This is a genomic window from Pseudomonas azadiae (assembly GCF_019145355.1).
GTDB classification, from domain to species: domain Bacteria; phylum Pseudomonadota; class Gammaproteobacteria; order Pseudomonadales; family Pseudomonadaceae; genus Aquipseudomonas; species Aquipseudomonas azadiae.
Genome location: NZ_JAHSTY010000002.1, coordinates 317,357 through 341,583, shown reverse-complemented (window position 1 = coordinate 341,583; position 24,227 = coordinate 317,357). Strand labels below are relative to the sequence as shown.

The following is a 24,227-nucleotide window of genomic DNA, read 5'->3' as shown; positions in this document are numbered from 1 at the left end:
AGTTGACTTAAAGGCTAAGGCGCACGCATGATTCTGTATATTTGAATAATATGCACAATCAATTCTGCAAAGTGAAATCATGGCCAAGCAGCTGAATATCGATTTATTGCGCACCTTTCACGCCGTGGCGCGCTTTCAGCGTTTCAATGAGGCGGCTGAATATGTGCATCGCAGCGCGTCGACCGTGACGACACAAATCCAGAAACTTGAGGATCAGATCGGGCAACGCCTGTTCAGCCGCAGCAACCAAGGCGTGGAGCTGACGCTGTACGGCAAGAAACTGCTGGGCGAAACCACCGAGTTTCTCAAGAGCCATGACCGCCTGCTGATTTCACTGATGCCGCAACGCATGGAAGGCAAGATCCGCCTGGGGATACCCGACACCTATGCGCCCGCCTTCATCCAGCAGTTTTTGCCCAGATTGATTGCGGACAATCCGTTGCTGGAGCTGAAGGTCGAAGCGCGCACCAGCGGTGAGTTGCTGAACCTGTTCATGGCAAACCAGCTGGACCTGACCATCACGGTCAGCACACACCCGCTGGCACAAGGCGAGCGACTGGGGTTTGTGCAACCGCTGTGGGTCGCCGCCGAGCAGTTCAACTACCCTGCAAACGCGCCGCTGCCCATCACCGTGCCCATCGCCGGTTGCCCGTACCGGGCAGCGGCCTTGCAGGCGTTGAAGGATCACGGGATTTATCACCGGGTGCTGCTGGAAAGCCCGAATACCTTCGCGGTTGAAGCCTGTGTGCGCAGCGGCGTGGCGGTGGGCCTGATGGAGCACAGCCGCATGGGCGAGGGGTTGGTAGAAATGAAAGAACTGCCGCCCCTGCAAGCGCAGCATCTGTACCTGCTGTGCGATAGCAGCAATGCACTTGCGTTGCATCTGCATGAGCAAGTCAGGCAGTTCAAGGTCTGAAACGTCGGCGAGCTTGTTATGACTGTGGCGAGCGGGCTTGCCCCGCGTTGGGCTGCGTAGCAGCCCCATTAAAGCCGCCTCGTCGAATCAGGCAAATTGCGGCATGGTTTTGGGGCCGCTTCGCGGCCCAACGCGGGGCAAGCCCGCTCGCCACAGAAAAGCAGATTTCGGTAAAAATCGGGGCACAAAAAAGCCCGCTGACCGTCACCGGTTCAGCGGGCTTTTTACTGCGTGTTGCTTACAGCGCCAGGTCAGACGCCGGCTTGCTCGGCGCAGCCGCAGGCTTGGCAGCCTCGGTCGCCTTTGGCGCGGCCATTTGCGGGATCGCAGGCGGCGGCGTCAGTTGCAGCACGCCGGCGGTGTAGGCCCATTCCTTGGCAACAGCTTCAGGGCTGTCGTTCAGCTTGGTGCCGTAGCTCGGTACGATCTGGTGCAGTTTTGCCTGCCACTCAGGGCTCGCCACCTTGTCCTTGAACACTTTCTGCAGCACGGTCAGCATGATCGGAGCCGCGGTGGAAGCGCCTGGCGATGCACCCAGCAGGCCGGCAATGGAGTTGTCGGCGGAGCTGACCACTTCGGTACCAAGTTTCAGGACGCCGCCCTGCTCTTCGTCACGCTTGATGATCTGCACGCGCTGACCGGCTTGCCACAGGCGCCAGTCGGACTGCTTGGCGTTCGGGAAGTACTCTTGCAGCGCCTTGAAGCGGTCGTCGTCCGACAGCATCAGTTGACCGGCGAGGTACTCGACCAGCGGGTATTCACGAACACCGACTTTGGTCATTGGCCAGATGTTGTGAGTGGTGGTGCTGGTCAGCAGGTCCAGGTACGAGCCTTCCTTGAGGAACTTGGTCGAAAAGGTTGCGAATGGGCCAAACAGGATCACGCGCTTGCCGTCCAGCACGCGGGTGTCCAGGTGCGGAACCGACATCGGCGGCGAACCCACCGAAGCCTTACCGTAGGCCTTGGCCAGGTGCTGCTCGGCGATGGTAGGGTTGTCGGTCACCAGGAACGAACCGCCCACAGGGAAACCGGCGTATTCCTTGCCCTCAGGAATGCCCGACTTTTGCAGCAAGTGCAGGGCACCGCCGCCGGCGCCGATGAACACGAACTTGGCGTCGGTTTCAGTCTTGGTGCCGTCCTTGAGGTTTTTGTAGCTGACACGCCACGAACCGTCGGCGTTCTTGGTAATGTCCTGCACTTCGCTCGACAGTTTCAGGTCGAACTTCGGCGTGGTTTGCAGGTGCGCGACGAACTGGCGGGTGATCTCGCCAAAGTTCACGTCGGTACCGATCGGGCTCCAGGTGGCCGCGATTTTCTGGTTCGGGTCACGCCCTTCCATCATCAGCGGGACCCACTTGGCGATCTGCGCCGGGTCTTCGGAGTACTGCATGCCGGCGAACAGCGGGCTCGCTTGCAGGGCTTCGTAGCGTTTCTTCAGGAACTTGATGTTGTCATCGCCCCACACAAAGCTCATGTGCGGTGTGGAGTTGATGAAAGAACGCGGGTTCTTCAGCACGCCCTGCTGGACTTGCCAGGACCAGAACTGACGGGAGATCTGGAACGCTTCGTTGATCTCGACCGCCTTGGGGATCTCGACGTTGCCGTTCTTGTCTTCCGGGGTGTAGTTCAGCTCGGCCAGGGCCGAGTGACCGGTACCGGCGTTGTTCCAGCCGTTGGAGCTCTCTTCGGCCACGCCGTCGAGGCGCTCGACCATTTCCATCGACCAGCCCGGCTCCAGCTCGTTGAGCCAGACACCCAGGGTCGCACTCATGATGCCGCCGCCGATCAGCAGCACATCGACTTTCTTTGCCTCTTCCGCGTGAACGGACGTGATCCCCATCGACAAAGCCAGCCCCAGCAGGGCAGTGTTTACTTTCTTAAACATCAGTAGCACCTATGATAAAACGCCATCCGCCCTAGCGCCCCTGAGTGTTTCAAGGCCGCGGGGTGGGCACACAAGGCCGACGTATCGACCTCACTTTTATGTCCCTTCTGCGCTGACTTCTTATCATTATTGGCTTCAGCTACCTGGGCGGCAGCCACTCGCAGGGGCGTATACGGATGTACGCACCCGGGGAGGCCGGTCCAGGACGGCGCGCAGAATATCACGGCAAACGGCGTTTATGCGCCGTTTGGCCAATTGACAGCGCTAAATCGCGGCTTTTAACCCGCCGCTGTCAAGGCCGGCAGGCGCGACCTGGGGTCACAGGCGTGGAACTCTCAGGCAAAAGGTCGTTCTAGACACCTTCGCCGCTGCTTGCGTAGCATCCGCGGCGGCCTTTTCGTGCCACCCTCCACACAGAGCGTTCCATGACTCTTGAGCAAATATCCGGGCACGTGCTGCCCGCGCGCAGCGCCGCCAAAATGGAAGCTGCCATGGCCGTGGGCGCTTTCGCGATCGGCACCGGTGAATTCGCCATCATGGGGCTGATGCCCGACATCGCCCAGAACCTGGGTTTGAGCGAACCTCAGGTCGGCCACGCCATCAGCGCCTACGCGCTGGGCGTAATGGTCGGCGCCCCGCTGCTCGCCATCCTCGGCGCCAAGCTGCTGCGCAAACATCTGCTGCTGCTGTTGATGGGGCTGTATGCCATGGGCAACCTGGCAACGGCCTTCACCCCGACCTTTGGTTCACTGGTGGCCTTCCGCTTTATCAGCGGCCTGCCCCACGGCGCCTACTTCGGGATTGCCGCCGTCGTCGCCTCCAGCATGGTGCCCAACGACAAACGCGCCGGCGCCGTCGCCCGCGTGATGATGGGCCTGACCCTGGCGATGCTGCTCGGCAACCCCATCGCCACCTTCCTCGGCCAACACCTGGGCTGGCGCTCGGCATTCGCCCTGGTCAGCGTGATCGCGCTCATCACCATCGCCCTGGTCTGGCACTTCGTGCCCCACCGCCACGACGAACAACGCAGCGACCCGCGCAAGGAACTGCGCGCCTTCACCAAACCGCAAGTGTGGATGGCCCTGGCCATTGGCGCGATTGGCTTTGCCGGGATGTTCTGCGTGTTCAGCTACCTGGCGCCGACCATGCTGGAAGTGACCAAGGTGTCGCCCCAGTGGATACCATTTGGCCTGGCGGCGTTTGGCATGGGCGGGATCATCGGCAACATCGCCGGCGGCAAGCTGTTTGATCGCCTGCAGTTTCGGGCGATGGGCTGGATCCTGGTGTGGTCGATGGCCGTGCTGATCTTCTTCACCTTCGCCGCCAGCTCACTGTGGGGCGTACTGCTGGGTATCGGCCTGGTCGGCACCATGATCGCCATGGCTGCGCCACTGCAAATCCGCCTGATGGATATTGCGCATGAAGCGCCAAGCCTGGCGGCGGCGTCCAACCATGCGGCGTTTAACCTGGCGAATGCGTTGGGGCCGTGGTTTGGCGGGATGGCGATTACGGCTGGGCTGGGGTGGACGAGCACCGGGTATATCGGCGCGGCTACGGCGCTGGTTGGGCTGGGCATCTACCTGATTGCACGCCGCATGAAGGGTGGGCACTAACGCCCACGTCCTGCTTCACTGGAGATAAAACTGTGGGAGGGGGCTTGCCCCCGATAGCAATGGGTCAGTCACCACCCCAATGACTGACCCACCACCCATCAATCATCATGCAACAACCCCGCCCCATACTCCCCATAACTACTCCCTAGCCCACTGCCACCGAAATTCATCTTGGCGGCTTTGCTGGGGCTGTGGTCCCCAAATGCCTGGCATCCACCTGAAAAACACGGGTCACTGCTCACGGCGGGTGAGGATGAACAGGCGCTCAACAGCAACGTGCCGGTGATCACTGCGACTTTGACGAGGTTTGAGATCATGGTTTCAATTACCTGTAGGCTGGAGGCGCGGGGGCCCTTCTTGATAAGGATCGTAGACCTCAACGGTGCGGGGAATTATGAAACATTGCAGCGGGACAGGATGAGTTCAGGTTGCCGCCTTGGGTGAGGCGGCAGGGTTGGTTGTCAGGCTTTAACTGAGGCGGTTACAGGCGCAACTTGCTCCTGAGCTCGGTCGACGAGCAGCGAGCTCAACTCGATTAGCTGCTGAATGCCCAGGGCGATGGCGCGTTGGGAGTCGTCGAGGTCGAACGCCAAGGTGGCGGCCATTTCGTTGGCGGACGCGAGGTTTTCGGCAGCGTTGGCCAGGAGGGTTTCGGGGTCGAGGGTTGGGTTGACGAGGAATAGATTGTTGCTTGGGCGTTCCACGAGTGCCGCGTCGTCGGATGGGGGCAAGTGATGATGGATTGCTCGCTGGGCTGCGGCTTGAAGCTTGGGATCAGAGGATGCAGCGTTTGAAGCATAAGGCGGATTTGGTGTGACCTTGTACATGGCGAAGCTCCTTAACTATTCAGGAACTACCAGTCTCACTTCCACATGAGAGGTGGCAGCTGTACGCAGGTGTGGAAGACCAGGGCTAAGGACCCGGCGCACCGAGGTGCCCCGCGCACAGCCGCCGAAACACATGATACAGACGTTAAAAAGCGCCGGTAGGTGTTTATGACGATTGCGTCTTAGCTTGGTACGGACTTCCACATCCGACCGCTGGATTGGCAGCGGCTTGAGGAGGTTAGCTAGGGGTGGTCTTAGGGGCAAGCCGAGAAAAGCGTGGGAAATTTCCTAGACGATTTAACCTGTTCCCGAAATCACCCCACACTCGGTAAGTCGTCCCGATGATGGATTGGAACGATTAATGACAAGAGCCTCTAAAACTAAGGCTTACAGCAACAATGTGCTTTCCGCGTACCAATTCTGTACCACTCCCTCTCATACCTAGCTTTTTCGCTACAGCAATATGCTTTTATATCCGGCAGATAACGACCTTACGCTGCCGCTTATGACTTGCGACGTTGAGAGCCCGGCAGCCTTGCGCATGCCTTCCCATGCAGTCCACCAAGGGCCGCTTCGGCGTCGACATTTAAGCCACCGTTTTTGGGTCCAATCTCGAGCTCTGTCGACGCGGTTCAAAAGCCCTAAAATTAGAAGCGGCTCTTAATCCCTATCATGTGTGTTGAGCTGCTACGCTTTTCCTGCTTATGGAGGAAATGCAATTCCAAATTCGGACCTGATCCCTTCCCTGCTCTACAAGCTCAACGAAAATCAGCTGGCCCTAGAAGCCGCAATCATGGAGCTCACTCTGTGGGTCGAGCAGCACGAGTCGGGGGATGTCGCCGATAACGTCCGTGGTGCCCTGGTTGCAATCGACCGAAACGAAGAGTTCATCAAAATGACTATCGCAGTGCTAATGACGCCTGAGTGAGTGCGATCGGCTGTCGATTGCTGCCAGTCACGACCTAAAATCATCAGCTTTCTCGGTGCTGGATCGGACTGCTTGAGGCTATACTAATATTTTTAGTTGTTGCGCAAATCACTTCCGGCGATGGAAACATTCAAATGCATCTGGCCTTGATTTGGACAAAAGAAAACTTTCCCTATAATAAAAATTACAATACAAAAGATAAATTCCTCTCCTTATCTTCCAAGGACACATCAAGTATCATGCTCAACATATTCCATTAATCATTAAACTTAAAGCAACAGAACCAGCTTAATTCTGCCCTTAGAGGGGCGCCAACTGCTAAGCGAATAAGGATTTTTAAATGGCTACTTTGACGACCGCAATCTTAACAACTGCCCTAAAACCATTAATTACAGAAATTTACAGCACTGCGAAAGCGTCCGTTAAAGATAAATTAAAAAAACTTAGCCTTGTACAGATCAGCAAGAAGATCGCAAATCAGTTGATCAAACTAGACAAAGTGAAAACCATCTGGTCGCCCGAATCCGAACTCTCATTGCAAAATTTTTACTTCCCTTCGAGACTTTATATTGCTGGCGCCCCTAGTAAAATATCCAGCTTATCAGAACTACCAGAAGGAAATTTGGTAATCGAAGGTATTGTGGGACAGGGTAAATCAATTTTTATGCGTTATTTAGCCATGTCCGTTCTCAACGACCAAGAAATCACCGTAGTGCCTATATTGGTAGAGCTTCGAAAAATCTCAGAGCAGCGAAGTTTAGCGAGTACTATTTACACTTTTTTAGATACATTAAGCCTGCCATCTGATGCAGAGGCCTTTGACTATCTAGCTAGCACTGGAAAAATAGTACTTTTACTGGATGGCTTCGATGAAATTCCAGCAGAGTGCGTCAATGATACAATCGTTGAACTTGAGACGATTCAAGCAAAGCATCCTAATCTAAAGATTGTCATCTCAAGCCGCCCAAAAAGCTCTATCCAAAACACAACAGGATTTCAAGTTATATCTTTAGTTCAGCTTTCAAAAGATGATTATCCTCCTTTCCTCAAAAAACTCATTAGCTCGACAGCTAAAAGGTTAGACATAATTAAAGCGCTCGACGAATGCTCTACCCATATTTCGGGCGTAATCTGCACGCCATTGATGCTTACACTGGTGGTCATCGTTCACCAAACCGAGCAAAAAATCCCTGCAACTTTACCTGAGTTTTTTGACAAGCTATTTGGTACCGTATTTAGCAAACATGACCGGTATAAGGCAGGATTTAATAGACAGCATTACTCAGGTTTATCCGAGAGCGAACTAAAAAAATTATTCGATGCATTTTGTTTTATGGTAGTTCAAGGAGGAAGTGGGCGCTCCCTCGACACAAAAGCTTTCAACAAACACTTTGAGAAAGCATCAAAGTACATGAATACTGAGAACTGCGGCGTAGAAAATTTTCGTAAGGACATTGTCAAAATTGCATGTCTAATGCTTGATGAAGGATATGATACAACTACTTTTTTGCATAAGAGCATCCTAGACTACCACGCCGCTGCGTTTGTCAAAGCGCTACCGGACAATACCGCAAAAAGCTTTTATAAAGCTGCATTTAACTCATATGACACCTGGAAATACCCATTAGATTTCCTTCAAACAATTGATAAAACCAGATATTTGCAAGATTACGTTGTAGCCAACCTCTCCACGCAAATTGACGAAATAACAAAACTCATAAATTCAAAAAACGAAGATAGCCTAATTGCATTCCTTGAATCAATCCAACCCGAGTTTAATTACTCGATTACCGCTGAATATGATTTTTTACAAGCAGGTCCATTTAATCCAACTCGTATAGAACTATTTGAAACCATCTCAAATCGTGTTTTTGAAGCACTAATGGATTCAGTCGACCATTCTCAAAAAGATAAAATTGATTGGGCGATCAAACACACACAAGGCCTAGAGAGTTTTCCCGACGAATCACAATCCATAAGCATTCGAACAATTATCAAATCATTCGGCGCGGACTTAGTGTGGAGAGAACTACAATCTTTAGAGACTGATACCCTGCTTGAATTGAGTAAGGCAAAAAAATTTTTGACTGAAGAGCGCGACAAGAACCAGTTCCTCGAGGACATACTTTGTCCTAGCGCTTGATTATTTTCGACTCCACTCCATTTCTCTCCTCATATGATGCCTCGTTGTCAGCTTCCCAAGCTGATAACGAGGGTTCGATTCCCTTCACCCGCTCCACTACTTTCAAGGCTTCCAACGGTATCGAGGCGACGTTGCGTAGAACTGGTGACAGTTTCGGTGACAGTTACTGGATCCTGGGAGTGTTTGCGCACCAACGTGAGTGCACAGCAGCTGACGGACCTGAGCCAGCGCCCTCCCCTAGGTGCTTTCTGCTTTTCATGTTGACCCATCGGAAAACGGTTAGGAAGGTTAGTTTTTGCTGACTGCCCTGAAAGCCTTGTGCTGCGCGGCTTTCGGCGATTGCCGCAAGTTAGGTTTTGGTTAGCAGAAGATTATTTCCTAACCTTTATAAATGTTAAAAACTCAAAAAATAAAAGCCTTATAGATCAATATGTTACAACTTACTAACCTCAGACCTAACCATAACTAACCCTCCAAAGTTAGCTCCCAAGCCCAGTAAATACGGGCGTTTCAGCCGCTCTCAGGCTGCCATTTTAAAAACTAACCCTTTTCCCGAGCCACCGCTCAAAACCCATCCCCCACTGCGCTTCAGAAGTCTTCTCAAAACAGCCCACCCTTGCAGGGATTCGCAGGCTTTTTCACTTCCAGCAATGCCAGAGCAAGCCCAGCCGGGCCCGCGCCGAGGCAACTGCAGGAGTGCAAGAACAAAAGGGGACAGATTTATTTATCCGCCATATCGGGTTTTGAGTTGGCAAAGGAAAAGCGAACGACTCACTCCCTGACACACCTCGCGACGGCCTGCTGCTTCAACCCGACGCTTCACGGTGTAAGATGCCTCACAACCGTCCACCATCGAGACCGCCATGACTGGGATATCCCTAAACCTGCCGGAAGACCTGTCCAACTCTCTCGCCGACCTGGCCAAAACCAACGGTCAGACCGCAAGCTACCTGGCGATGGACGTTCTTCGCGACTACATCGAGCACGAAAATACGCTGACTGCTCAGATCGAGCTGGCGGTAAAAGACGCCGACGAAGGCAAATTCGCCACCGATGACCAAGTGGCGGCCATGCGCGCTAGGCGCTGGAGCCGGAATGCGGGTTGAGTGGCTTGAAAAAGCACTCAAAAATCTGGAAGACGAAGCAAACTATATCGCTCTCGAAAATCCGAAGGCAGCTGACGACTTCTCCGATGCCATTTTCGCTAGCGTCGACAAGCTAGCTCAGTTTCCTTCCATGGGCCGTGAAGGTCGGGTAAAACACACCCGAGAATGGGCGGTACCCAACTGGTCCTATCTGATCCCGTATCGAGTACGCGGAGATCGCCTACAAATTCTTGGCATATTCCACACAAGGCAACGTCCGCGCTCGAAGTGGTGAAGGTCGCAAAAACGCACCTCCGCCCCCAAGACCCATCCCTGATAAACTGCGCCCCATTCGCCTCGCTGACTCAGATTCCCCAATGCCCCTACAAACCGCTCCCCTCTCCCGCCGTTTCTCCGTCGCCCCCATGATGGACTGGACCGACCGCCACTGCCGGTACTTCCTGCGTCTGCTCTCCAAACACGCCCTGCTCTACACCGAGATGGTCACCACCGGCGCCATCCTCCATGGCGACCATGACCGCTTCCTGCGCCACAACGAAGCCGAGCATCCGCTAGCGCTGCAATTGGGCGGCAGCGTCCCCGCTGATCTGGCCGCCTGCGCACGCATGGCCGAGGCCGCCGGGTACGACGAAGTGAACCTGAACGTCGGCTGCCCCAGTGACCGCGTGCAGAACAACATGATCGGCGCGATCCTGATGGCGCACCCTGTCCTGGTGGCGGATTGTGTGAAGGCGATGCGCGATGCGGTGTCGATTCCGGTGACGGTGAAGCATCGCATCGGCATCAATGGCCGGGACAGTTATGCCCAGCTGTGTGATTTCGTCGGGACGGTGAAGGATGCCGGTTGCACCAGTTTCACCGTGCATGCGCGGATTGCGATTCTGGAGGGGTTGTCGCCCAAGGAGAACCGGGATATTCCGCCGTTGCGCTATGACGTGGCGGCGCAGTTGAAGCGGGATTTTCCTGAGTTGGAGATTGTGCTGAACGGCGGGATCAAGACGTTGGAGCAGTGCCGTGAGCATCTGCAGACGTTTGATGGGGTGATGTTGGGGCGCGAGGCTTATCACAATCCGTATGTGCTGGCGCAGGTGGATCAGCAGGTGTTTGGCAGTGATGCGCCGGTGATTGGTCGGGCCGAGGTGTTGGCGCAGTTGCGGCCGTATATTGTGGAGCATGTGGCCAGTGGTGGGACGATGCATCACATTACTCGACATGTGTTGGGGTTGGGCACAGGTTTCCCGGGGGCTCGCAAGTTCAGGCAGTTGTTGTCGGTGGATATTCACAAGGCGAGTGACCCGCTGGCTTTGTTGGATCAGGCGGGAGCGTTGTTGGAAGGGCGGTGATGAGGGCGTGTCAGTGGGGGCATTAGGGGGGGCTGGACCATTGCTTTCGCGAGCAAGCCCGCTCCCACAGTTGGATTGATGTACGTCTGGTAGATATCGGCGACGGTGGGGCCGCCATCGCAGGCAAGCCAGCTCCCACAGGTGTACATCAGGAAGATTTCGGCGGCTTTGAGGCCGGCATGGCTGGCAAAGCTACTCCCACCGTTGGATAAATGTACACCTGGTAGACATCGACGACTGTGAGGCCGCCATTGCAGTTCAAGCCAGCTCCCACAGGGGACAGTGTTGTGCCTGTGTCATTCGGGTTGAACCTGGCGGCGGTTTTGGCCTCCTATTGAGCAGTACGGCCGGGTATTCAAACGGCTGTTTCCAGGTTGTTGCCCTCGCAAACGATCGAACCCATTTGCGCCCTTGAGCGCCTGTCGGCGCTCGGGTAATGTCATCAGACCCACAGGACAGAGCACGCCCATGACTTCCAAGCTGGAACAACTCAAGCAATTCACCACCGTTGTAGCCGATACCGGCGATTTTTCCACACTCGCCAAGCTCAAGCCGCAAGACGCCACCACCAACCCTTCCCTGCTGCTCAAGGCCGCGTCGATTGCGGGCTATGCCAAGCTGCTGGACGAGTGCGTGCAGGACTGCAACGGTGATGTAGGTCTGGCCAGTGACCGTTTTGCGGTGGCGGTGGGCCAGGAGATTCTCAAGGTGGTGCCGGGGCGTATTTCCACTGAGGTCGATGCCCGCTTGTCGTTCGATGAAGACGCGATACTCAAGCGTGCGCACCGTCTGATCGATCTGTACGACAAAGCCGGCGTTGGCCGTGACCGGGTGTTGATCAAGATCGCTTCCACCTGGGAAGGCATCCGCGCGGCGGAGAAGCTGGAAAAAGAAGGCATCCAGACCAACCTGACCTTACTGTTCTCCTTCGCCCAGGCCGTGGCTTGCGCTGAAGCCGGCGTGTTCCTGATCTCGCCGTTCGTGGGCCGTATCTACGACTGGTACAAGAAGGCCAACGGTAACGACTACACCGGTTCCGATGACCCGGGCGTACAGTCGGTCACGCGCATCTACAACTACTACAAGGCCAACGGCTACAAGACCGTGGTGATGGGTGCGAGCTTCCGTAACCTCAGCCAGATCGAAGAGCTGGCGGGGTGTGATCGCCTGACCATCAGCCCGGACCTGCTGGAGAAGCTGGCGGCGGATGAAGGCACGCTGGAGCGTAAGCTGTCGCCTGGGCACGCTGGCGAGGCCCGTGTGCATATGACTGAAGCGCAGTTCCGTTGGGAGTCCAACGAAGATGCGATGGCGACTGAGAAGCTGGCGGAGGGGATTCGTCAGTTTGCTCGGGACCAGGAGAAGCTGGAGGCGTTGTTGTCGGCCAAGCTGTAAAAAGCCGGCGATTGCAAAAAGGGCGGCACCTTCGCGGGTGTCGCCCTTTTTTGTGTTCGCCGATCGCAAGCCAAACTCAAGTCAAACTGTGGGAGCTGGCTTGCCTGCTCCCACAGGGGACCGTGTTTCGACAGTGGTGTCAGTGACGCTCAAGCGCATTGACGAGGTCGTGGAAGGCTTCGCGGTTGGACTCGTTCAAGCCCATCAGGATCTTGTGCGCTTCCAGCACCTTGATCCGCACGATTTCTTCGGACTGGTCCTGCGAAGGCAAGTCGGTCAGGCATTCCGGGCAGGGGATCGGACGGTCAACGATGTTGAACACCTGGTCGAAGCCCATGGATTGCAGCAGACGGGTGATGTCTTCGTGGGTGGTCACGACCGTCGGCAACAGGCCGACCTTCTGCCGAGACAGAATGGACAGCTTGGCCAGCAGCCCCAGGGTGGTGCTGTCGATGCTGCGGGTTTCGGTCAGATCGATCACGATCGCCGAGAAGTTCAGCGCGGTGAAAATCCGCTCAATCGTCGCATCCAGCGCCGAACACAGGGTCAGGCGCACTTCACCGACAAATTTCAGGACGAAAGTCCCGTCTTGCTCGGCGAATTGGATTCTTCCGGTACTCATCAAAGATTCCTGCTCAACACCAATAGGGCGATATCATCCGGCATCTCCCCTAGCGTGGCCAATCCAAAAACCTGCCGCAGGCCATCCAGGCTGCCGCCCGCCGACTTGACCTTTTGAGGCAAGGCAGCTTCTTTCTCTTTAAGTGTAGGCTCTGGAAGAAGGTCCAGGATGCCGTCGGACATCAGCGTCAGGCTGAACGTCGGCGGCAGCTCCAGAATGTGGTCTTCGTAGGTGGCTTCATTGAACAAGCCTACCGGCAGACCACGGCCTTCCAGGTAACGCACACTGTCAGGAGTGTATAAAACAGGCATCGGCAGGTGACCGCCGATGCTGTAGGTCAACAGACCGGTTTCTTCGTCGATCACGCCGCCGACCATCGTCACGTGCTTGCCCAGCTTGCAGCTGATCAGGCCCCGGTTGATGTGGCCGAGCACTTGCGACGGGGTGAACTCCGGCAAGGTGCCATTGCGCTTGGATTCGAACAACAGCCGTGTGGTCATGAACTTCAACAACACGGTGACAAAAGCAGAAGATGCGCCGTGGCCGGACACGTCAGCGAGGTAGAAGGCGACACGCCGTTCATCCACACGGAAATAATCGACAAAGTCACCCGACAAGTACAGCGACGGGATGATCTGGTGAGCAAACTGGAACTCGTCGATGGTCCAGGGACTGACCGGCAGCATGTTCATCTGCACCTGGCGACCGGCGTTCTGGTCTTCCTGAAGCAGGTTGAGGCTGGCTTCGAGCTCGCGGTTGGCGGTTTCGAGCTTCTCGCGGTAGCGCTGGTTTTCTACCATCAGCCGTGCACGATCCAGGGCACGGCGCACCGAGTGCTCCAGCACCGCCAGGTCTTCCAGGGGTTTGATCAGGTAGTCGGCGGCACCCAGGCGCAGGGCTTCGACGGCATCGTTCATCACGCCGGCACCGGACACGACAATCACCGGCATCTCGGGGGCGAGCTCGGTTACCTGGCGAATCAGCTCGAGGCCGCCCATCTGGGGCATGCGCAGGTCGCAGATCACAAGGTCGGGCTGGTCGCGCTCGAATACCTGGAGACCCTGTTGGCCATTACTGGCCTGCAGGACGCTGAAGCCACTGTCTTCCAAATAGGCCGCGAGGCTCGCGCGCACTACTTCGTCGTCATCGATTATCAGCAGCGTGGCACTGGTTTTTTGCATGTGGGCAAACGGCGCCAGAATTAGGTTGGCGTAGGCGGCTCGGCAATGGCCGGGCGCACGTACTGGATTCGCTTTCTAGCCTCTCTGTCCTACAAAGCATTGGGATTTCGCCCATGCACAACGGTAAAGCAGAGGTGCCCTTCTAAGGCGCAGACGGTACTCCCATCCGTGAGGGGTTTCAAGCTCATGCCGATGGTCGCCGGGCGTCTTTACACCGCAAATCACCCGGAGTTATAAGAACAAGCGCGACCACAACACAAAGTAAGGATGTAGTCCTAGTGATCACGCACAAAAAAGGCGACCACTGGGGGTCGCCTTTTTCATTTCAAAACGTCACGGCTTAGAAGTCGTCGACGACCTTGCCATCCTTGACCTTGAACTCGCGGTTCTGCAGGTAGGCGTTGCGGATAAAGGTGTATTTGTCACCGGTGATCAGCTTTTCGCTGTCGAGCAGGCTGGCGCGGGTGTCAACGAGGTTGAGGCCCATGACGCTGTTGCGCAGGGACACATCGTCCATGTAACGGTACGGCTGAGTGTAACTGTCCACGTACTTGGAGGGCGCATCACGCAGGGTGCTTGGGCCCAGCAACGGCAGCATCACGTAGGGACCACTGCCTACGCCCCAGTAACCGAGGGTCTGGCCGAAGTCTTCATCGCTGCGCTGCAGCCCCATTTTGGTACCCACATCGATAAAGCCCAGCACGCCGAATGTGGTGTTGACCAGCAAACGGGCGGTGTCGACGCCGGCATTGTGGGGCTTGAGCTGCAGCACGTTGTTGGCCAGGTTGCCGACATCGCCGATGTTGCGGAAGAAGTTGTGGATGCCGTCTTCGACAAACTGCGGAGTGATCCACTCATAGCCTTGGGCCAATGGCTTGAGGGCATAGGTGTCAACGGTGTCGTTGAAGGTGAAGATCGGGCGGTTGACGCTTTCCCAGGGGTCATCCTCTGGCGCTGCTTGGGCGGCAAACGGCGCCAGCAGGAAAGTGGCACACACCGATAGCTGAGCGAAACAGTGGCTCCAGCGCATAGCTTTTGCTCCTTGAATGGTCTGTCATGGGCGCTATGCCCTGAATAAGGCGTGCAGTATATGACGGAAGTGTCCAATTAGGCATCTTCCAGCAACTGTCGCACTCGAAATGCACAAAATTCCTACAATTAACAATCCTGTCACGGACTTGTCATCTGGCCCCGATAGCGTTGGAGCTATTTCAGGGATGTCGACATGCCTCACGCCGAAATAGCCATCGCCAGCGCTCCCGCCTTGACTGCCGTTCTGTTTGGCCTGAGTGGCTGCCTGGTGGACTTCGGTTCCAGGGCGCGCACCGATTCGCCCGCGCCCGACTCCCAGGCCACGCCTGGCGCGCTGAAGATCCTGCGCAGCCTGAAGGAGCAAGGCGTGCCCTGCGCCTGGCTGGACGAACTGCCCCCGTCCGTCACCACGCCTCTGGCCGCCACGCTGCCGGCCTGGGTCAAAGCGGCATCGCCCTCCTCCATTCGCTGGCCGGCGCCCCATGCCTGCTGGCAAGCCCTGATGGAGCTGAACATCCAACGCTTGGAAGGCTGCGTACTGGTCAGCGGCGAACCGCGCCTGCTGCAATCAGGCCTCAACGCCGGGTTGTGGACCATTGGCCTGGCCTCCTGCGGCTCGCTGTGCGGCCTGGCGCCCGAGCCATGGCAGGCGCTGAGCGAACAAGAGCGCGAGCACAAGCGCGGCAAGGCCACGGTTGCCCTGTATGGGCTGGGCGTGCATTCGGTGATCGATCACCTGGGCGAGCTCGGCACGTGCCTGGCCGACATCAGCCTGCGCCAGCTCAAAGGCGAGAAGCCCTGACACGGATCATGCACAGTTGACGCGGGTGGATTAATCTACAAGCCAGCCCGTAGACCTTTCTCGGCGTGCCGCGGTCTATGCCAGTGCCTATTGATAAGAAGGAAGAATGTCATGCCTGATCGCAAAAAACTTGAAGAACAGGTCGAGATCCTGCGCGGGCAGTTGGAACAGGAACCGCCGCTGCCTGCCGAAAAACGTAAAGCCCTGCAAGAGTTGATCGCCAAGTTCGAAGTGCAGCTTGAATTGGAACCGGCCACCCAGACACCCAGCATCGCCGACGATGTAAACCGGGCGGTGGAAGGCTTTGAACTGGATCATCCAGGCATTGCCGGGACGCTGCGTAATATCGTGATCACCTTGGGCAACATCGGGATCTGATTCGATCCCACGCCAAGCACAGAACCCAATGTGGGAGCTGGCTTGCCTGCGATAGCGGTGGATCAGCCAGCCGAGAGGTGACTGACCCACCGCATTCGCGAGCAAGCCCGCTCCCACATTTGGTTTGAGTGAAGGCTACTGGCGGGCCAGGCGTACGTTTTGGAACGCCATATCTTGCGTACTGCGATACGGGTTGATATCCAGCCCGCCACGTCGCACATACCGCGCATACACCGTCAATTTCTCCGGCTTGAGCAAGCACTGCAGGTCGAGAAAGATGCGCTCCACGCACTGCTCGTGGAAGTCTGAGTGCTGGCGAAAGCTCACGATATATTCCAGCAGGCTGGCGTGATCCAGTGCGTGCCCCCGGTATTGCACCACCACACTGCCCCAATCCGGCTGGCTGGTGACCGGGCAATTGGACTTGAGCAGATGGCTGTGCACGCTCTCCTCAACAATGCGTGAAGCGTCACAACGCAACAGTTCCGGACGCGGATGCTCGTAGTTGCTGACGCTGATATCCAGCTCATCGATGCACACGCCCGGCAAGGCCATCACGCCTTCGGCTTCGATCTCGCCCAGACTGCGGATGCGCACACTCACCGGTTTGCCGGCAGCGGCGCTGAGGTCGGTGCGCAGGGTGGCTTCAAGACTGGCCGTATCGGCGAACGCGGTCTGGTTCAGCGAGTTGAGGTAGAGCTTGAACGACTTGGACTCGATGATGTTCGGCGAGTCGGCCGGGATGCAGAACTCACCGATGGCCACCACCGGCTTGCCCGACGGCAGCAGCCAGGACAGTTCGAAGCAGTTCCAGAAATCCACGCCCTTGTAAGGCAGGGTTTCGGCGCTCAGGCCCAGCTCGGCCCATTTGGCGGCACGCGGGATCGGGAACAGCAACGAAGGGGTGTAAGTGGAGATGTATTCACTGGACTTGCCCAGCGGCGAATGTTCGGCTGCGGGATGCATGGCGGAAACCTGGCTGAATAAAACCGCGCCAGTCTACCAGCCTTTGCCCGCGCGCCTAAGCGCCAGCGGATCAATCGACGTTGAGTTTGCCGACCATGCCCGCCTGGTAATGCCCCGGCAGGTTGCAGGCGAACTCCAGGCCCTTGGCCTTGGCGAACGTCCAGGTCAGCTCGGCGGTTTTGCCGGGCTCGACCAGGACACTGTTGGGATCATCGTGTTTCATTGCACCATGGCCCATGGCGCTGTGGTCCATCGCGCCCATGCCGGTGGCGGTGAGCATGCCATTGGCTTGCATCTTTAACATTTCCTTCTGGTGTTCGGCATGCATCGCCGCGTCGCCCAGGTTGAATTCGTGGAGCAACCGGCCTTTGTTGACCAGGACAAAGCGCACGGTCTCGCCGTCTTTTACATCCAGGGAGTTGGGCGAAAAAGCGATGTCCTGGAGCGTCATTTCCACGGTACGCGTGGCTTTGTTCGCGGGGGCCGGCTGGCCGAAGGCGTAGGCGTGGGCGGCATCAGCCATCGCATCGACACTCGACACCAGCAGGCAAGCTGCCAACAACAAAGGGGTACGCAATGTCATCTCTTTTCTCCAAAAATGTATATGACTGGCGAAGGAGCCCTGTAGTGAGCGGGCTTGCCCGCGCTGGGTGGCGAAGCCGCCCCAATAAAAACACCGCAGACCTCCAGCTAGGCTCCGGTCGCCTGGTGGGGCGGCTTCGCCACCCAGCGCGGGGCAAGCCCGCTCACTACAGATGGTGGATACCTCAGAGCTTACGAATATCTTAGAGCATGCGCCGGCTCAATCTTCGCCGCCCGATACGCCGGATAAATCGTCGCCAGGAAGCTCAGCACAAACCCGGCCGAACAGATCAGCAGCACATCCCCACCTTGCAGTTCCGAAGGCAGGTTGCTGACAAAATACACGTCCGAACTGAAGATATGCTGCCCGGTGACCCGCTCCACCCAGCCTACCAGTTCACTCACGTTGAGCGCCGCAATCACGCCCAATATGCCGCCGATCAAGGTGCCGACGACGCCAATCACCGTGCCCTGCACCATGAAGATCGCCATGATCTGCCCTGGCGTGGCGCCGATGGTGCGCAGGATCGCGATGTCCGCGCCCTTGTCGTTCACCACCATGATCAAGGTTGCAATGATGTTGAACGCGGCCACGGCGACGATCATCAGCAACAGCAGGCCGATCATGGTCTTTTCCATCTTCATTGCGCTGAACAGGCTGCCCTGGGTGTGGGTCCAGTCATCGGGCTTGTAGCTTGCGCCCAGGCTGGCGGCGATATCCGCCGAGACCTTGGGCGCCGCGTACAAGTCCTTGACCGCCAGGCGCACGCTTTGTACCTGGTTCGGCTGCCAATGTTGAATCTCTGCCGCGTCGGCCATGTGGATCAGGGCCATCGAACCGTCCAGCTCGGCGCCGACCTTGAAGATGCCCACCACGTTCAACCGCTGCATGCGCGGCGTGATACCGCCGGGCGCGCTGCTCAGTTCCGGCACGATCAGGGTCAGCTTGTCGCCCACGTTCAGGCGAAAACGCCGCGCGGTGATTTCACCGACCACCACGCCGAACTCGCCGGGCTTGAGGTCATCCAGTTTGCCTCGCACGATGTGCTGGGCCACGATCGACACCTTGCCTTCCTGGGCCGGGTCGATACCGCTGATTTCGATCGGCTGCATCGCGCCCTTGTAGGAAAACATGCCGTCCATCTGTGTGAAGGGTACTGCGGCGGTCACTTGCGGATTTTTCATCGCGGCGGCGGCCACCGGTTGCCAATCGTCGATCGGGTTTACGCCAACGATGGTCGCATGGGGCACCATGCCGAGGATGCGCGAGCTCATTTCGCGCTGGAAGCCGTTCATCACCGACAGCACCACGATCATCGCCAGCACGCCCAGGGCGAGGCCGATCATCGAGGTCATCGAGATAAACGAAACAAAACGGTTGCGGCGTTTGGCGCGGGTATAGCGCGTGCCGATGAAAATCGATAACGGTCTGAACATTCGCGGGCACCGTTGGAAAAAATAGAAAACCCGGCGTCAGCCGCCGGGCTTGAAACGGGTCAGATGGCGACCAGATGACCTTCCTGCAGGTGCAACACGCGGTCCATCTGCCGCGCCATGCTCATGTCATGGGTTACCACCAGGAACGCGGTGCGCATCTGGGTGCTCAGTTCCAGCATCAAGTCCTTGATGCCTTGGGCGGTGTGGGAGTCGAGGTTGCCGGTGGGCTCATCGAGCATCACCAGGCCCGGGTTGTTCACCAGGGCGCGTGCGATGGCCACACGCTGACGCTCGCCGCCGGACAATTCGGCCGGTTTGTGCTCCAGGCGATGGCCCAGGCCAACGCGTTCCAGCAGGGCTTTGGCGCGCTGGCGGGCTTGCGGGATCGCGGTCTTGCCGATCAGCAACGGCATGCACACGTTTTCCAGGGCGGTGAATTCCGGCAGCAGGTGGTGGAACTGGTACACAAAACCGAGCGAACGGTTGCGCAACTGGCCACGGGCCTTTTCATTCAGGGCAGACAGTTCTTCGCCGGCCAGCCACACGCTGCCCTGGGACGGCGTATCAAGGCCGCCCAGCAGGTTCAGCAAGGTACTTTTGCCGGAACCGGAACTGCCGACGATCGCCACGCGCTCGCCAGGGTGCAGTTCAAGTTGCAGGTTGGACAGCACCACCACCGACTCAGGGCCTTCCTCGTAGGATTTGCCCAGATTGCGGCAGCTCAGGATTGCTTTTTCACTCATGCCCGATTCACTCATAACGTAAGGCCTGTGCTGGCTGGGTACGTGCCGCGCGCCAGGCTGGATACAGGGTGGCAAGGAAACTCAGCACCAACGCCGCGCCGCCCACCATCAACACGTCCTGGGCCTGAACCTGGGACGGCAAGTAGTCGATGAAGTAGACGTCGGCGTTGAGAAACTTGTGGCCGATCACTTTCTCAAGCAAGGCAATCGCGGCACTGACGTTCAGCGCGGCCAGAATCCCGACGGCGGTGCCGATCAAGGTGCCGACCACGCCGATCACCGTGCCTTGCACCATAAAGATCGCCATGATCTGCCCCGGCGTGGCGCCAAGCGTGCGCAGGATGGCGATATCACCCTTCTTGTCGTTCACCACCATCACCAGCGTGGAGATGATGTTGAACGCTGCGACGGCGACGATCAGCAGCAACAGCAGGCCGATCATGGCTTTTTCCATGCGGATGGCCTGGTACAGGTTACCGTGGGTACGGGTCCAATCGCGGGCGTAATACTGGGATTCGCCCAGGTGCTGGGCGATTTCCCAGGCGCCGCGCGGTGCGTCGAACAAGTCGTTGAACTTCAGGCGCAGGCCTTGCACCTGGTCCGGCTGCCAGCGATGCAGGCGCGCCAGGTCGGTGAGGTTGGTCAGGCCGAGGTAGCCGTCGATCTCGCCAGCGCCGACGTGGAAGATGCCGACCACGGTAAAGCGCTTCATGCGCGGGAACATGCCGGCCGGGGTCACGGTGACTTCCGGCGCGACGAAGGTCAGCTTGTCGCCCATGCCCACGCCGAGCTTGGCCGCGGCCTTGTCGCCGATGACGATGCCGAAGCTGCCCGGCGCAAGGTCATCGATCTTGCCCTGCAACATGAACTTGTCGATGATCGAGACGTTGCGTTCCTGGGCCGGGTCGATGGCATTGAGCAGGATTTTCTGCACCTTGCCGTCGTTGGTCAGCAGCCCCTGCATCTGGGTGAACGGCGCCACGGCCAGCACCTTGGGGTTCTGCTTGACCTTGTCGGCCAGGCTTTGCCAGTCGCTGATGGGCGCATCGCCCTCGATGGTCGCGTGGGGCACCATGCCCAGCACGCGGGTGCGCATCTCATGATCGAAGCCGTTCATCACCGAGAGCACCACGATCATCACGACCACGCCCAAGGCGAGCCCGATCATCGAGGTCAGGGAAATGAACGACACAAAATGATTGCGACGCTTTGCACGGGTATAACGCGTGCCGATAAATACGAAGAGAGGTCTGAACATGTCGGGGCTTGTTCGGAGGAAAAGAAGACGTCCCGGTGGCGGGGTCTGGTAAGCAGCTTTACACTCAGACCATTACCGTAACCTGGGGTTCGCCATGTCGACATTAGATGAAGAAGAGCGCCGCGAATACTACCGTATCGACGACATGATCGCACTCCAAATCAAAAGCCTGTCTGCCCCCGAAGCGGCGAGCAAGGAAGTGTTGCTCGATGATTCGCCGCTGTTCAACCTGCTCAGCGAATTGCACCTGAGTGAATTCGAAGCCCAGCACCTGCTGCGCCAGCTCAGCGAGAAAGATCGCACCCTCGCCGCGTTCCTGCGCGTGCAGAACAAACGCCTGGACCTGCTCAGCCAGATCATGGCGCGCGGCCTGCTGGATGAAGTCGGTGCGCCGCAGCCGGTGATCATTTCCGAGGGCGGTATCGACTTCCAACACGCCACTTCCTTGACAGTGGGCGCACACCTGGCGGTCAAGCTGGTGCTGATGCCCCAGGCGCTCGGCCTGCTGTTGCGCGCGCGCGTCACCCATTGCGATGCCAAGGGTGACGGCTTTGACGTGGGCACGGAATTCGAATCCATGACCGATGCCCAACGCCAGTTGCTCGCGCGCTATATCCTGCAGAAACAAGCCCAGGAACGGCGCCTGGCACGGGAACAGAGCGACGCCCAAGACACTTGAATTCGTATCACCCCGCCAGACGACCTGGCGCATAGGAGCAACTGTGACCCTGATCTACGGCCACCGCGGTGCCAAAGGCGAAGCACCGGAAAACACCCTGACCAGCTTCCAGGAGTGCCTCAAGCACGGTGTACGCCGTTGCGAACTGGACCTGCACTTGTCCATGGACGGCGAGCTGATGGTCATTCACGACCCGACCCTCAAGCGCACCGCCGACCGGCGCGGCAAAGTCGTCGAGTACTCGGCGGCGGACCTGACCAAGATGGACGCACGCAAGGGCGGCCCCGGCTGGGTCCAGCCCTGCCCGATCCCGCGCCTGGAGGAGTTGTTCGAAAAATGCGACTTCGATCACTGGCAACTGGAAGTCAAAAGCGCCTCGCGCACCCGCGCCGCCACCACCGTACTGGCGATCCGCGAGATGGCCGTGCGCTTTGGCCTGATGGACAAAGTCACCGTCACCTCAAGTTCGCGGGAAGTGCTGAAAGCGGCAATTGAACTCACCCCCGACCTGTCACGTGGCCTGGTCGCCGAATATGCCTGGCTCGACCCGTTGAAGGTCGCGCAGAACTATGGCTGTGAGTACCTGGCGTTGAACTGGACGTTGTGCACCCCCGAGCGCCTGCAAAAAGCCCAGCGCCAGGGTTTGCACGTGTCCGTGTGGACCGTCAACGAACCTGCGCTGATGCGCAGGCTCGCCGACTTTGGCGTAGATAGCCTGATTACAGACTTTCCCGGTTTGGCCACTGCCACCCTCGGGAATTACTGAAATCGGTCTCCCCGGCCGGCTCAGGCCACCGGCCGGAGCCGCTCAAAAAAGCCGGTTGAGGCCGTCGTAGGCCGCTACCCGATAGGCTTCAGCCATGGTCGGGTAGTTGAACGTGGTGTTGACGAAATACTTGAGCGTATTGAGTTCACCCGGCTGGTTCATGATCGCCTGGCCGATGTGCACGATCTCCGAGGCCTGGTAGCCGAAGCAATGCACGCCGAGCACTTCCAGGGTTTCGCGGTGGAACAGGATCTTCAGCATGCCTTGCGGCTCGCCGGCGATCTGCGCACGCGCCATGCTCTTGAAGAACGCCTTGCCCACTTCGTAAGGCACCTTGGCCTTGGTCAGTTCGTTCTCGTTCTTGCCGATCGAGCTGATCTCGGGAATGGTGTAGATCCCGGTCGGCACGTCGTTCACGTAGCGCCAGCTGCCGTTGTCGATGATGCTGCCGGCCGCAGAACGGCCCTGGTCATGGGCGGCGCTGGCCAGGCTCGGCCAGCCGATCACGTCGCCGGCGCCGTAGATGTTCGCAACGCAAGTGCGGTAGTTCTCGTCCACTTCGATCTGGCCACGGCTGTTGACCTTGACCCCGATGTTCTCCATGCCCAGCTTGTCGGTGTTGCCGGTACGGCCGTTGCACCACAGCAAGGCGTCGGCCTTGATCTTCTTGCCGGACTTGAGGTGCAGGATCACGCCGTTGTCCAGGCCTTCAACCCGCTCGTACTCCTCGTTGTGACGCACGGTGATGTTGTTGTTGCTGAAGTGGTAGCTCAACGCCTGGGAGATTTCCGAGTCGAGGAAGCTCAGCAACTGGTCGCGGTTATCCACCAGTTCCACCAGTACGCCCAGGCCGCTGAAGATCGAGGCGTATTCACAGCCGATCACGCCGGCGCCATAGATGATCAGTTTGCGCGGGGTATGGCCCAGGCTCAGGATGGTGTCGCTATCGTAGATGCGCGGGTGGTGGAAATCGATGTCCGCCGGGCGATACGGGCGCGAACCGGTGGCGATGATGATGTGCTTGGCCACCAGCTTCTCGACCACGCCGTTGGGGCAGACCACCTCGATGGTTTGCTCGTCGGCGAAGCTGCCGGTGCCGAAGAACAGGTCGACGCGGTTACGGGCGTAGTAACCGGTACGCGACGCCACTTGCTTGGAGATGACTTTTTCGGCGCTTTTCAACACGTCCGGGAACGAGAACCAGCGCGGCTCGCCAATGGCCCGAAACATCGGGTTGGTGTTGAACTGCATGATCTGGCGCACCGAGTGACGCAAAGCCTTGGACGGGATGGTACCCAAGTGGGTGCAGTTACCGCCGACCTGGCGACGGCTATCGACCATCGCCACCTTACGCCCCGCCTTGGCGGCATTCATCGCCGCGCCTTCTCCCGCCGGGCCGGAACCCAGTACCACCACGTCGTAGTTGTAGACAGCCATGCGTACTCCTCAAAACAGGCCAGGCGTACGGTAGGACGCCGGGCTAAATCATGCCGCGGCCAGCGGGCATGAAGGACAATTTGGCTCAAGTGTGTGAACCGGGGCACAGTCTATATAAAGCTCAACGCCGCGCACATTAACCCTTGGTCGCGTCGCAGGCCAGTCCATCCTGCTGGAAATAGGTGCGA

The 24,227-nt window shown here is 57.9% G+C and carries 24 protein-coding genes; 12 read left to right on the top strand and 12 right to left on the bottom strand.

Annotated elements, in window-relative coordinates:
• The first annotated feature begins 79 nt into the window (after positions 1 to 79).
• A complete protein-coding gene (locus KVG91_RS17945) occupies positions 80 to 916 on the top strand; it encodes a LysR family transcriptional regulator (protein ID WP_169376583.1) in 837 nt (278 codons plus the stop codon).
• A gap of 238 nt (positions 917 to 1,154) precedes the next feature.
• Here KVG91_RS17945 and mqo read toward each other — a convergent pair whose 3' ends face one another.
• Positions 1,155 to 2,801 carry a malate dehydrogenase (quinone) gene (mqo, locus tag KVG91_RS17940; RefSeq protein WP_169376584.1) on the bottom strand — a complete coding sequence of 549 codons (1,647 nt, stop codon included), beginning with the start codon at positions 2,799 to 2,801 and terminating at the stop codon, positions 1,155 to 1,157.
• Positions 2,802 to 3,226: 425 nt separating this feature from the next.
• Between mqo and KVG91_RS17935 the strand changes: the two genes are divergently transcribed.
• A complete protein-coding gene (locus tag KVG91_RS17935) occupies positions 3,227 to 4,414 on the top strand; it encodes an MFS transporter (protein WP_169376585.1) in 1,188 nt (395 codons plus the stop codon).
• A 98-nt stretch (positions 4,415 to 4,512) separates the two neighbouring features.
• Here KVG91_RS17935 and KVG91_RS27605 read toward each other — a convergent pair whose 3' ends face one another.
• Positions 4,513 to 4,731: a hypothetical protein gene (locus KVG91_RS27605; protein ID WP_169376586.1), complete on the bottom strand. Its 219-nt coding sequence runs from the start codon at positions 4,729 to 4,731 to the stop codon at positions 4,513 to 4,515.
• Positions 4,732 to 4,875: 144 nt separating this feature from the next.
• On the bottom strand, positions 4,876 to 5,241 hold the full coding sequence (locus tag KVG91_RS17930; protein WP_169376587.1) for a DUF6124 family protein: 366 nt from the start codon (positions 5,239 to 5,241) through the stop codon (positions 4,876 to 4,878).
• 718 nt (positions 5,242 to 5,959) lie between these two features.
• Between KVG91_RS17930 and KVG91_RS27600 the strand changes: the two genes are divergently transcribed.
• The 6 genes from KVG91_RS27600 (at position 5,960) to tal (ending at position 12,156) form a co-directional block, all read left to right on the top strand.
• Entirely contained in the window at positions 5,960 to 6,169 is a 210-nt protein-coding gene (locus KVG91_RS27600) for a hypothetical protein (RefSeq protein WP_318840920.1), read from the top strand.
• Between the two features lie 340 nt (positions 6,170 to 6,509).
• Positions 6,510 to 8,312, top strand: coding sequence for an NACHT domain-containing protein (locus KVG91_RS17925; RefSeq protein ID WP_169376588.1), 1,803 nt, complete (start codon positions 6,510 to 6,512; stop codon positions 8,310 to 8,312).
• Positions 8,313 to 9,175: 863 nt separating this feature from the next.
• A complete protein-coding gene (locus KVG91_RS17920; RefSeq protein ID WP_169376589.1) occupies positions 9,176 to 9,418 on the top strand; it encodes a CopG family ribbon-helix-helix protein in 243 nt (80 codons plus the stop codon).
• Positions 9,408 to 9,692, top strand: a complete 285-nt coding sequence (locus tag KVG91_RS17915; protein WP_065929247.1) for a type II toxin-antitoxin system RelE/ParE family toxin — start codon at positions 9,408 to 9,410, stop codon at positions 9,690 to 9,692. Before KVG91_RS17920 ends, KVG91_RS17915 begins: the two co-directional genes overlap by 11 nt.
• An 82-nt stretch (positions 9,693 to 9,774) precedes the next feature.
• Entirely contained in the window at positions 9,775 to 10,761 is a 987-nt protein-coding gene (gene dusA / locus KVG91_RS17910; protein WP_169376590.1) for a tRNA dihydrouridine(20/20a) synthase DusA, read from the top strand.
• 468 nt (positions 10,762 to 11,229) lie between these two features.
• Complete coding sequence (tal, locus tag KVG91_RS17905; protein ID WP_169376591.1) at positions 11,230 to 12,156, top strand: transaldolase; 927 nt, start codon at positions 11,230 to 11,232, stop codon at positions 12,154 to 12,156.
• Between the two features lie 139 nt (positions 12,157 to 12,295).
• Here the strand turns inward: tal and rssC are convergent, their stop codons facing one another.
• The 3 genes from rssC to KVG91_RS17890 form a co-directional block, all read right to left on the bottom strand.
• Positions 12,296 to 12,778, bottom strand: a complete 483-nt coding sequence (gene rssC / locus KVG91_RS17900; protein ID WP_017848891.1) for an anti-sigma factor antagonist RssC — start codon at positions 12,776 to 12,778, stop codon at positions 12,296 to 12,298.
• Positions 12,778 to 13,959 (bottom strand): two-component system response regulator RssB, encoded by a 1,182-nt coding sequence (gene rssB / locus KVG91_RS17895; RefSeq protein WP_076950307.1) that lies wholly within the window; start codon positions 13,957 to 13,959, stop codon positions 12,778 to 12,780. The genes rssC and rssB overlap by 1 nt, the downstream gene beginning before the upstream one ends.
• 340 nt (positions 13,960 to 14,299) lie before the next feature.
• Positions 14,300 to 14,989 (bottom strand): MlaA family lipoprotein, encoded by a 690-nt coding sequence (locus tag KVG91_RS17890; protein WP_169376592.1) that lies wholly within the window; start codon positions 14,987 to 14,989, stop codon positions 14,300 to 14,302.
• 195 nt (positions 14,990 to 15,184) lie between these two features.
• On the opposite strand from KVG91_RS17890, the gene KVG91_RS17885 reads away from it, so the two are divergent.
• Positions 15,185 to 15,793 carry an HAD family phosphatase gene (locus KVG91_RS17885; protein ID WP_169376593.1) on the top strand — a complete coding sequence of 203 codons (609 nt, stop codon included), beginning with the start codon at positions 15,185 to 15,187 and terminating at the stop codon, positions 15,791 to 15,793.
• Positions 15,794 to 15,904: 111 nt separating this feature from the next.
• Entirely contained in the window at positions 15,905 to 16,171 is a 267-nt protein-coding gene (locus KVG91_RS17880; RefSeq protein WP_169376594.1) for a DUF4404 family protein, read from the top strand.
• Between the two features lie 135 nt (positions 16,172 to 16,306).
• Here KVG91_RS17880 and queF read toward each other — a convergent pair whose 3' ends face one another.
• The 5 genes from queF to KVG91_RS17855 all read right to left on the bottom strand — a co-directional run bounded on the left by queF (position 16,307) and on the right by KVG91_RS17855 (position 21,157).
• Entirely contained in the window at positions 16,307 to 17,137 is an 831-nt protein-coding gene (gene queF, locus KVG91_RS17875) for an NADPH-dependent 7-cyano-7-deazaguanine reductase QueF (RefSeq protein ID WP_169376595.1), read from the bottom strand.
• Between the two features lie 70 nt (positions 17,138 to 17,207).
• Complete coding sequence (gene copI / locus KVG91_RS17870) at positions 17,208 to 17,720, bottom strand: copper-resistant cuproprotein CopI (RefSeq protein ID WP_169376596.1); 513 nt, start codon at positions 17,718 to 17,720, stop codon at positions 17,208 to 17,210.
• 191 nt (positions 17,721 to 17,911) lie between these two features.
• The gene (locus KVG91_RS17865; RefSeq protein WP_169376597.1) at positions 17,912 to 19,156 is read right to left on the bottom strand and encodes a lipoprotein-releasing ABC transporter permease subunit; all 1,245 of its coding nucleotides are present in this window, start codon (positions 19,154 to 19,156) and stop codon (positions 17,912 to 17,914) included.
• A gap of 59 nt (positions 19,157 to 19,215) precedes the next feature.
• The gene (gene lolD, locus KVG91_RS17860; RefSeq protein WP_165448107.1) at positions 19,216 to 19,899 is read right to left on the bottom strand and encodes a lipoprotein-releasing ABC transporter ATP-binding protein LolD; all 684 of its coding nucleotides are present in this window, start codon (positions 19,897 to 19,899) and stop codon (positions 19,216 to 19,218) included.
• Between the two features lie 7 nt (positions 19,900 to 19,906).
• Positions 19,907 to 21,157 carry a lipoprotein-releasing ABC transporter permease subunit gene (locus tag KVG91_RS17855; RefSeq protein WP_169376598.1) on the bottom strand — a complete coding sequence of 417 codons (1,251 nt, stop codon included), beginning with the start codon at positions 21,155 to 21,157 and terminating at the stop codon, positions 19,907 to 19,909.
• Positions 21,158 to 21,251: 94 nt separating this feature from the next.
• On the opposite strand from KVG91_RS17855, the gene KVG91_RS17850 reads away from it, so the two are divergent.
• Both KVG91_RS17850 and KVG91_RS17845 read left to right on the top strand, forming a co-directional pair.
• The gene (locus KVG91_RS17850) at positions 21,252 to 21,836 is read left to right on the top strand and encodes a PilZ domain-containing protein (RefSeq protein WP_169376599.1); all 585 of its coding nucleotides are present in this window, start codon (positions 21,252 to 21,254) and stop codon (positions 21,834 to 21,836) included.
• A gap of 43 nt (positions 21,837 to 21,879) precedes the next feature.
• Entirely contained in the window at positions 21,880 to 22,602 is a 723-nt protein-coding gene (locus tag KVG91_RS17845; protein WP_076950297.1) for a glycerophosphodiester phosphodiesterase, read from the top strand.
• Positions 22,603 to 22,644: 42 nt separating this feature from the next.
• On the opposite strand, the gene sthA is transcribed toward KVG91_RS17845, so the two are convergent.
• Positions 22,645 to 24,039 carry a Si-specific NAD(P)(+) transhydrogenase gene (gene sthA / locus KVG91_RS17840; RefSeq protein ID WP_076950296.1) on the bottom strand — a complete coding sequence of 465 codons (1,395 nt, stop codon included), beginning with the start codon at positions 24,037 to 24,039 and terminating at the stop codon, positions 22,645 to 22,647.
• Between the last annotated feature and the right edge of the window lie 188 nt (positions 24,040 to 24,227).

Excerpts from the sequence above, each read along its gene's own strand:
- KVG91_RS17945 (WP_169376583.1), top strand. The coding sequence starts at position 80 with ATGGCCAAGCAGCTGAATATCGATTTATTGCGCACCTTTCACGCCGTG.
- mqo (WP_169376584.1), bottom strand. The coding sequence starts at position 2,801 with ATGTTTAAGAAAGTAAACACTGCCCTGCTGGGGCTGGCTTTGTCGATG.
- KVG91_RS17935 (WP_169376585.1), top strand. The coding sequence starts at position 3,227 with ATGACTCTTGAGCAAATATCCGGGCACGTGCTGCCCGCGCGCAGCGCC.
- KVG91_RS27605 (WP_169376586.1), bottom strand. The coding sequence starts at position 4,731 with ATGATCTCAAACCTCGTCAAAGTCGCAGTGATCACCGGCACGTTGCTG.
- KVG91_RS17930 (WP_169376587.1), bottom strand. The coding sequence starts at position 5,241 with ATGTACAAGGTCACACCAAATCCGCCTTATGCTTCAAACGCTGCATCC.
- KVG91_RS17925 (WP_169376588.1), top strand. The coding sequence starts at position 6,510 with ATGGCTACTTTGACGACCGCAATCTTAACAACTGCCCTAAAACCATTA.
- KVG91_RS17920 (WP_169376589.1), top strand. The coding sequence starts at position 9,176 with ATGACTGGGATATCCCTAAACCTGCCGGAAGACCTGTCCAACTCTCTC.
- KVG91_RS17915 (WP_065929247.1), top strand. The coding sequence starts at position 9,408 with ATGCGGGTTGAGTGGCTTGAAAAAGCACTCAAAAATCTGGAAGACGAA.
- dusA (WP_169376590.1), top strand. The coding sequence starts at position 9,775 with ATGCCCCTACAAACCGCTCCCCTCTCCCGCCGTTTCTCCGTCGCCCCC.
- tal (WP_169376591.1), top strand. The coding sequence starts at position 11,230 with ATGACTTCCAAGCTGGAACAACTCAAGCAATTCACCACCGTTGTAGCC.
- rssC (WP_017848891.1), bottom strand. The coding sequence starts at position 12,778 with ATGAGTACCGGAAGAATCCAATTCGCCGAGCAAGACGGGACTTTCGTC.
- rssB (WP_076950307.1), bottom strand. The coding sequence starts at position 13,959 with ATGCAAAAAACCAGTGCCACGCTGCTGATAATCGATGACGACGAAGTA.
- KVG91_RS17890 (WP_169376592.1), bottom strand. The coding sequence starts at position 14,989 with ATGCGCTGGAGCCACTGTTTCGCTCAGCTATCGGTGTGTGCCACTTTC.
- KVG91_RS17885 (WP_169376593.1), top strand. The coding sequence starts at position 15,185 with ATGCCTCACGCCGAAATAGCCATCGCCAGCGCTCCCGCCTTGACTGCC.
- KVG91_RS17880 (WP_169376594.1), top strand. The coding sequence starts at position 15,905 with ATGCCTGATCGCAAAAAACTTGAAGAACAGGTCGAGATCCTGCGCGGG.
- queF (WP_169376595.1), bottom strand. The coding sequence starts at position 17,137 with ATGCATCCCGCAGCCGAACATTCGCCGCTGGGCAAGTCCAGTGAATAC.
- copI (WP_169376596.1), bottom strand. The coding sequence starts at position 17,720 with ATGACATTGCGTACCCCTTTGTTGTTGGCAGCTTGCCTGCTGGTGTCG.
- KVG91_RS17865 (WP_169376597.1), bottom strand. The coding sequence starts at position 19,156 with ATGTTCAGACCGTTATCGATTTTCATCGGCACGCGCTATACCCGCGCC.
- lolD (WP_165448107.1), bottom strand. The coding sequence starts at position 19,899 with ATGAGTGAAAAAGCAATCCTGAGCTGCCGCAATCTGGGCAAATCCTAC.
- KVG91_RS17855 (WP_169376598.1), bottom strand. The coding sequence starts at position 21,157 with ATGTTCAGACCTCTCTTCGTATTTATCGGCACGCGTTATACCCGTGCA.
- KVG91_RS17850 (WP_169376599.1), top strand. The coding sequence starts at position 21,252 with ATGTCGACATTAGATGAAGAAGAGCGCCGCGAATACTACCGTATCGAC.
- sthA (WP_076950296.1), bottom strand. The coding sequence starts at position 24,039 with ATGGCTGTCTACAACTACGACGTGGTGGTACTGGGTTCCGGCCCGGCG.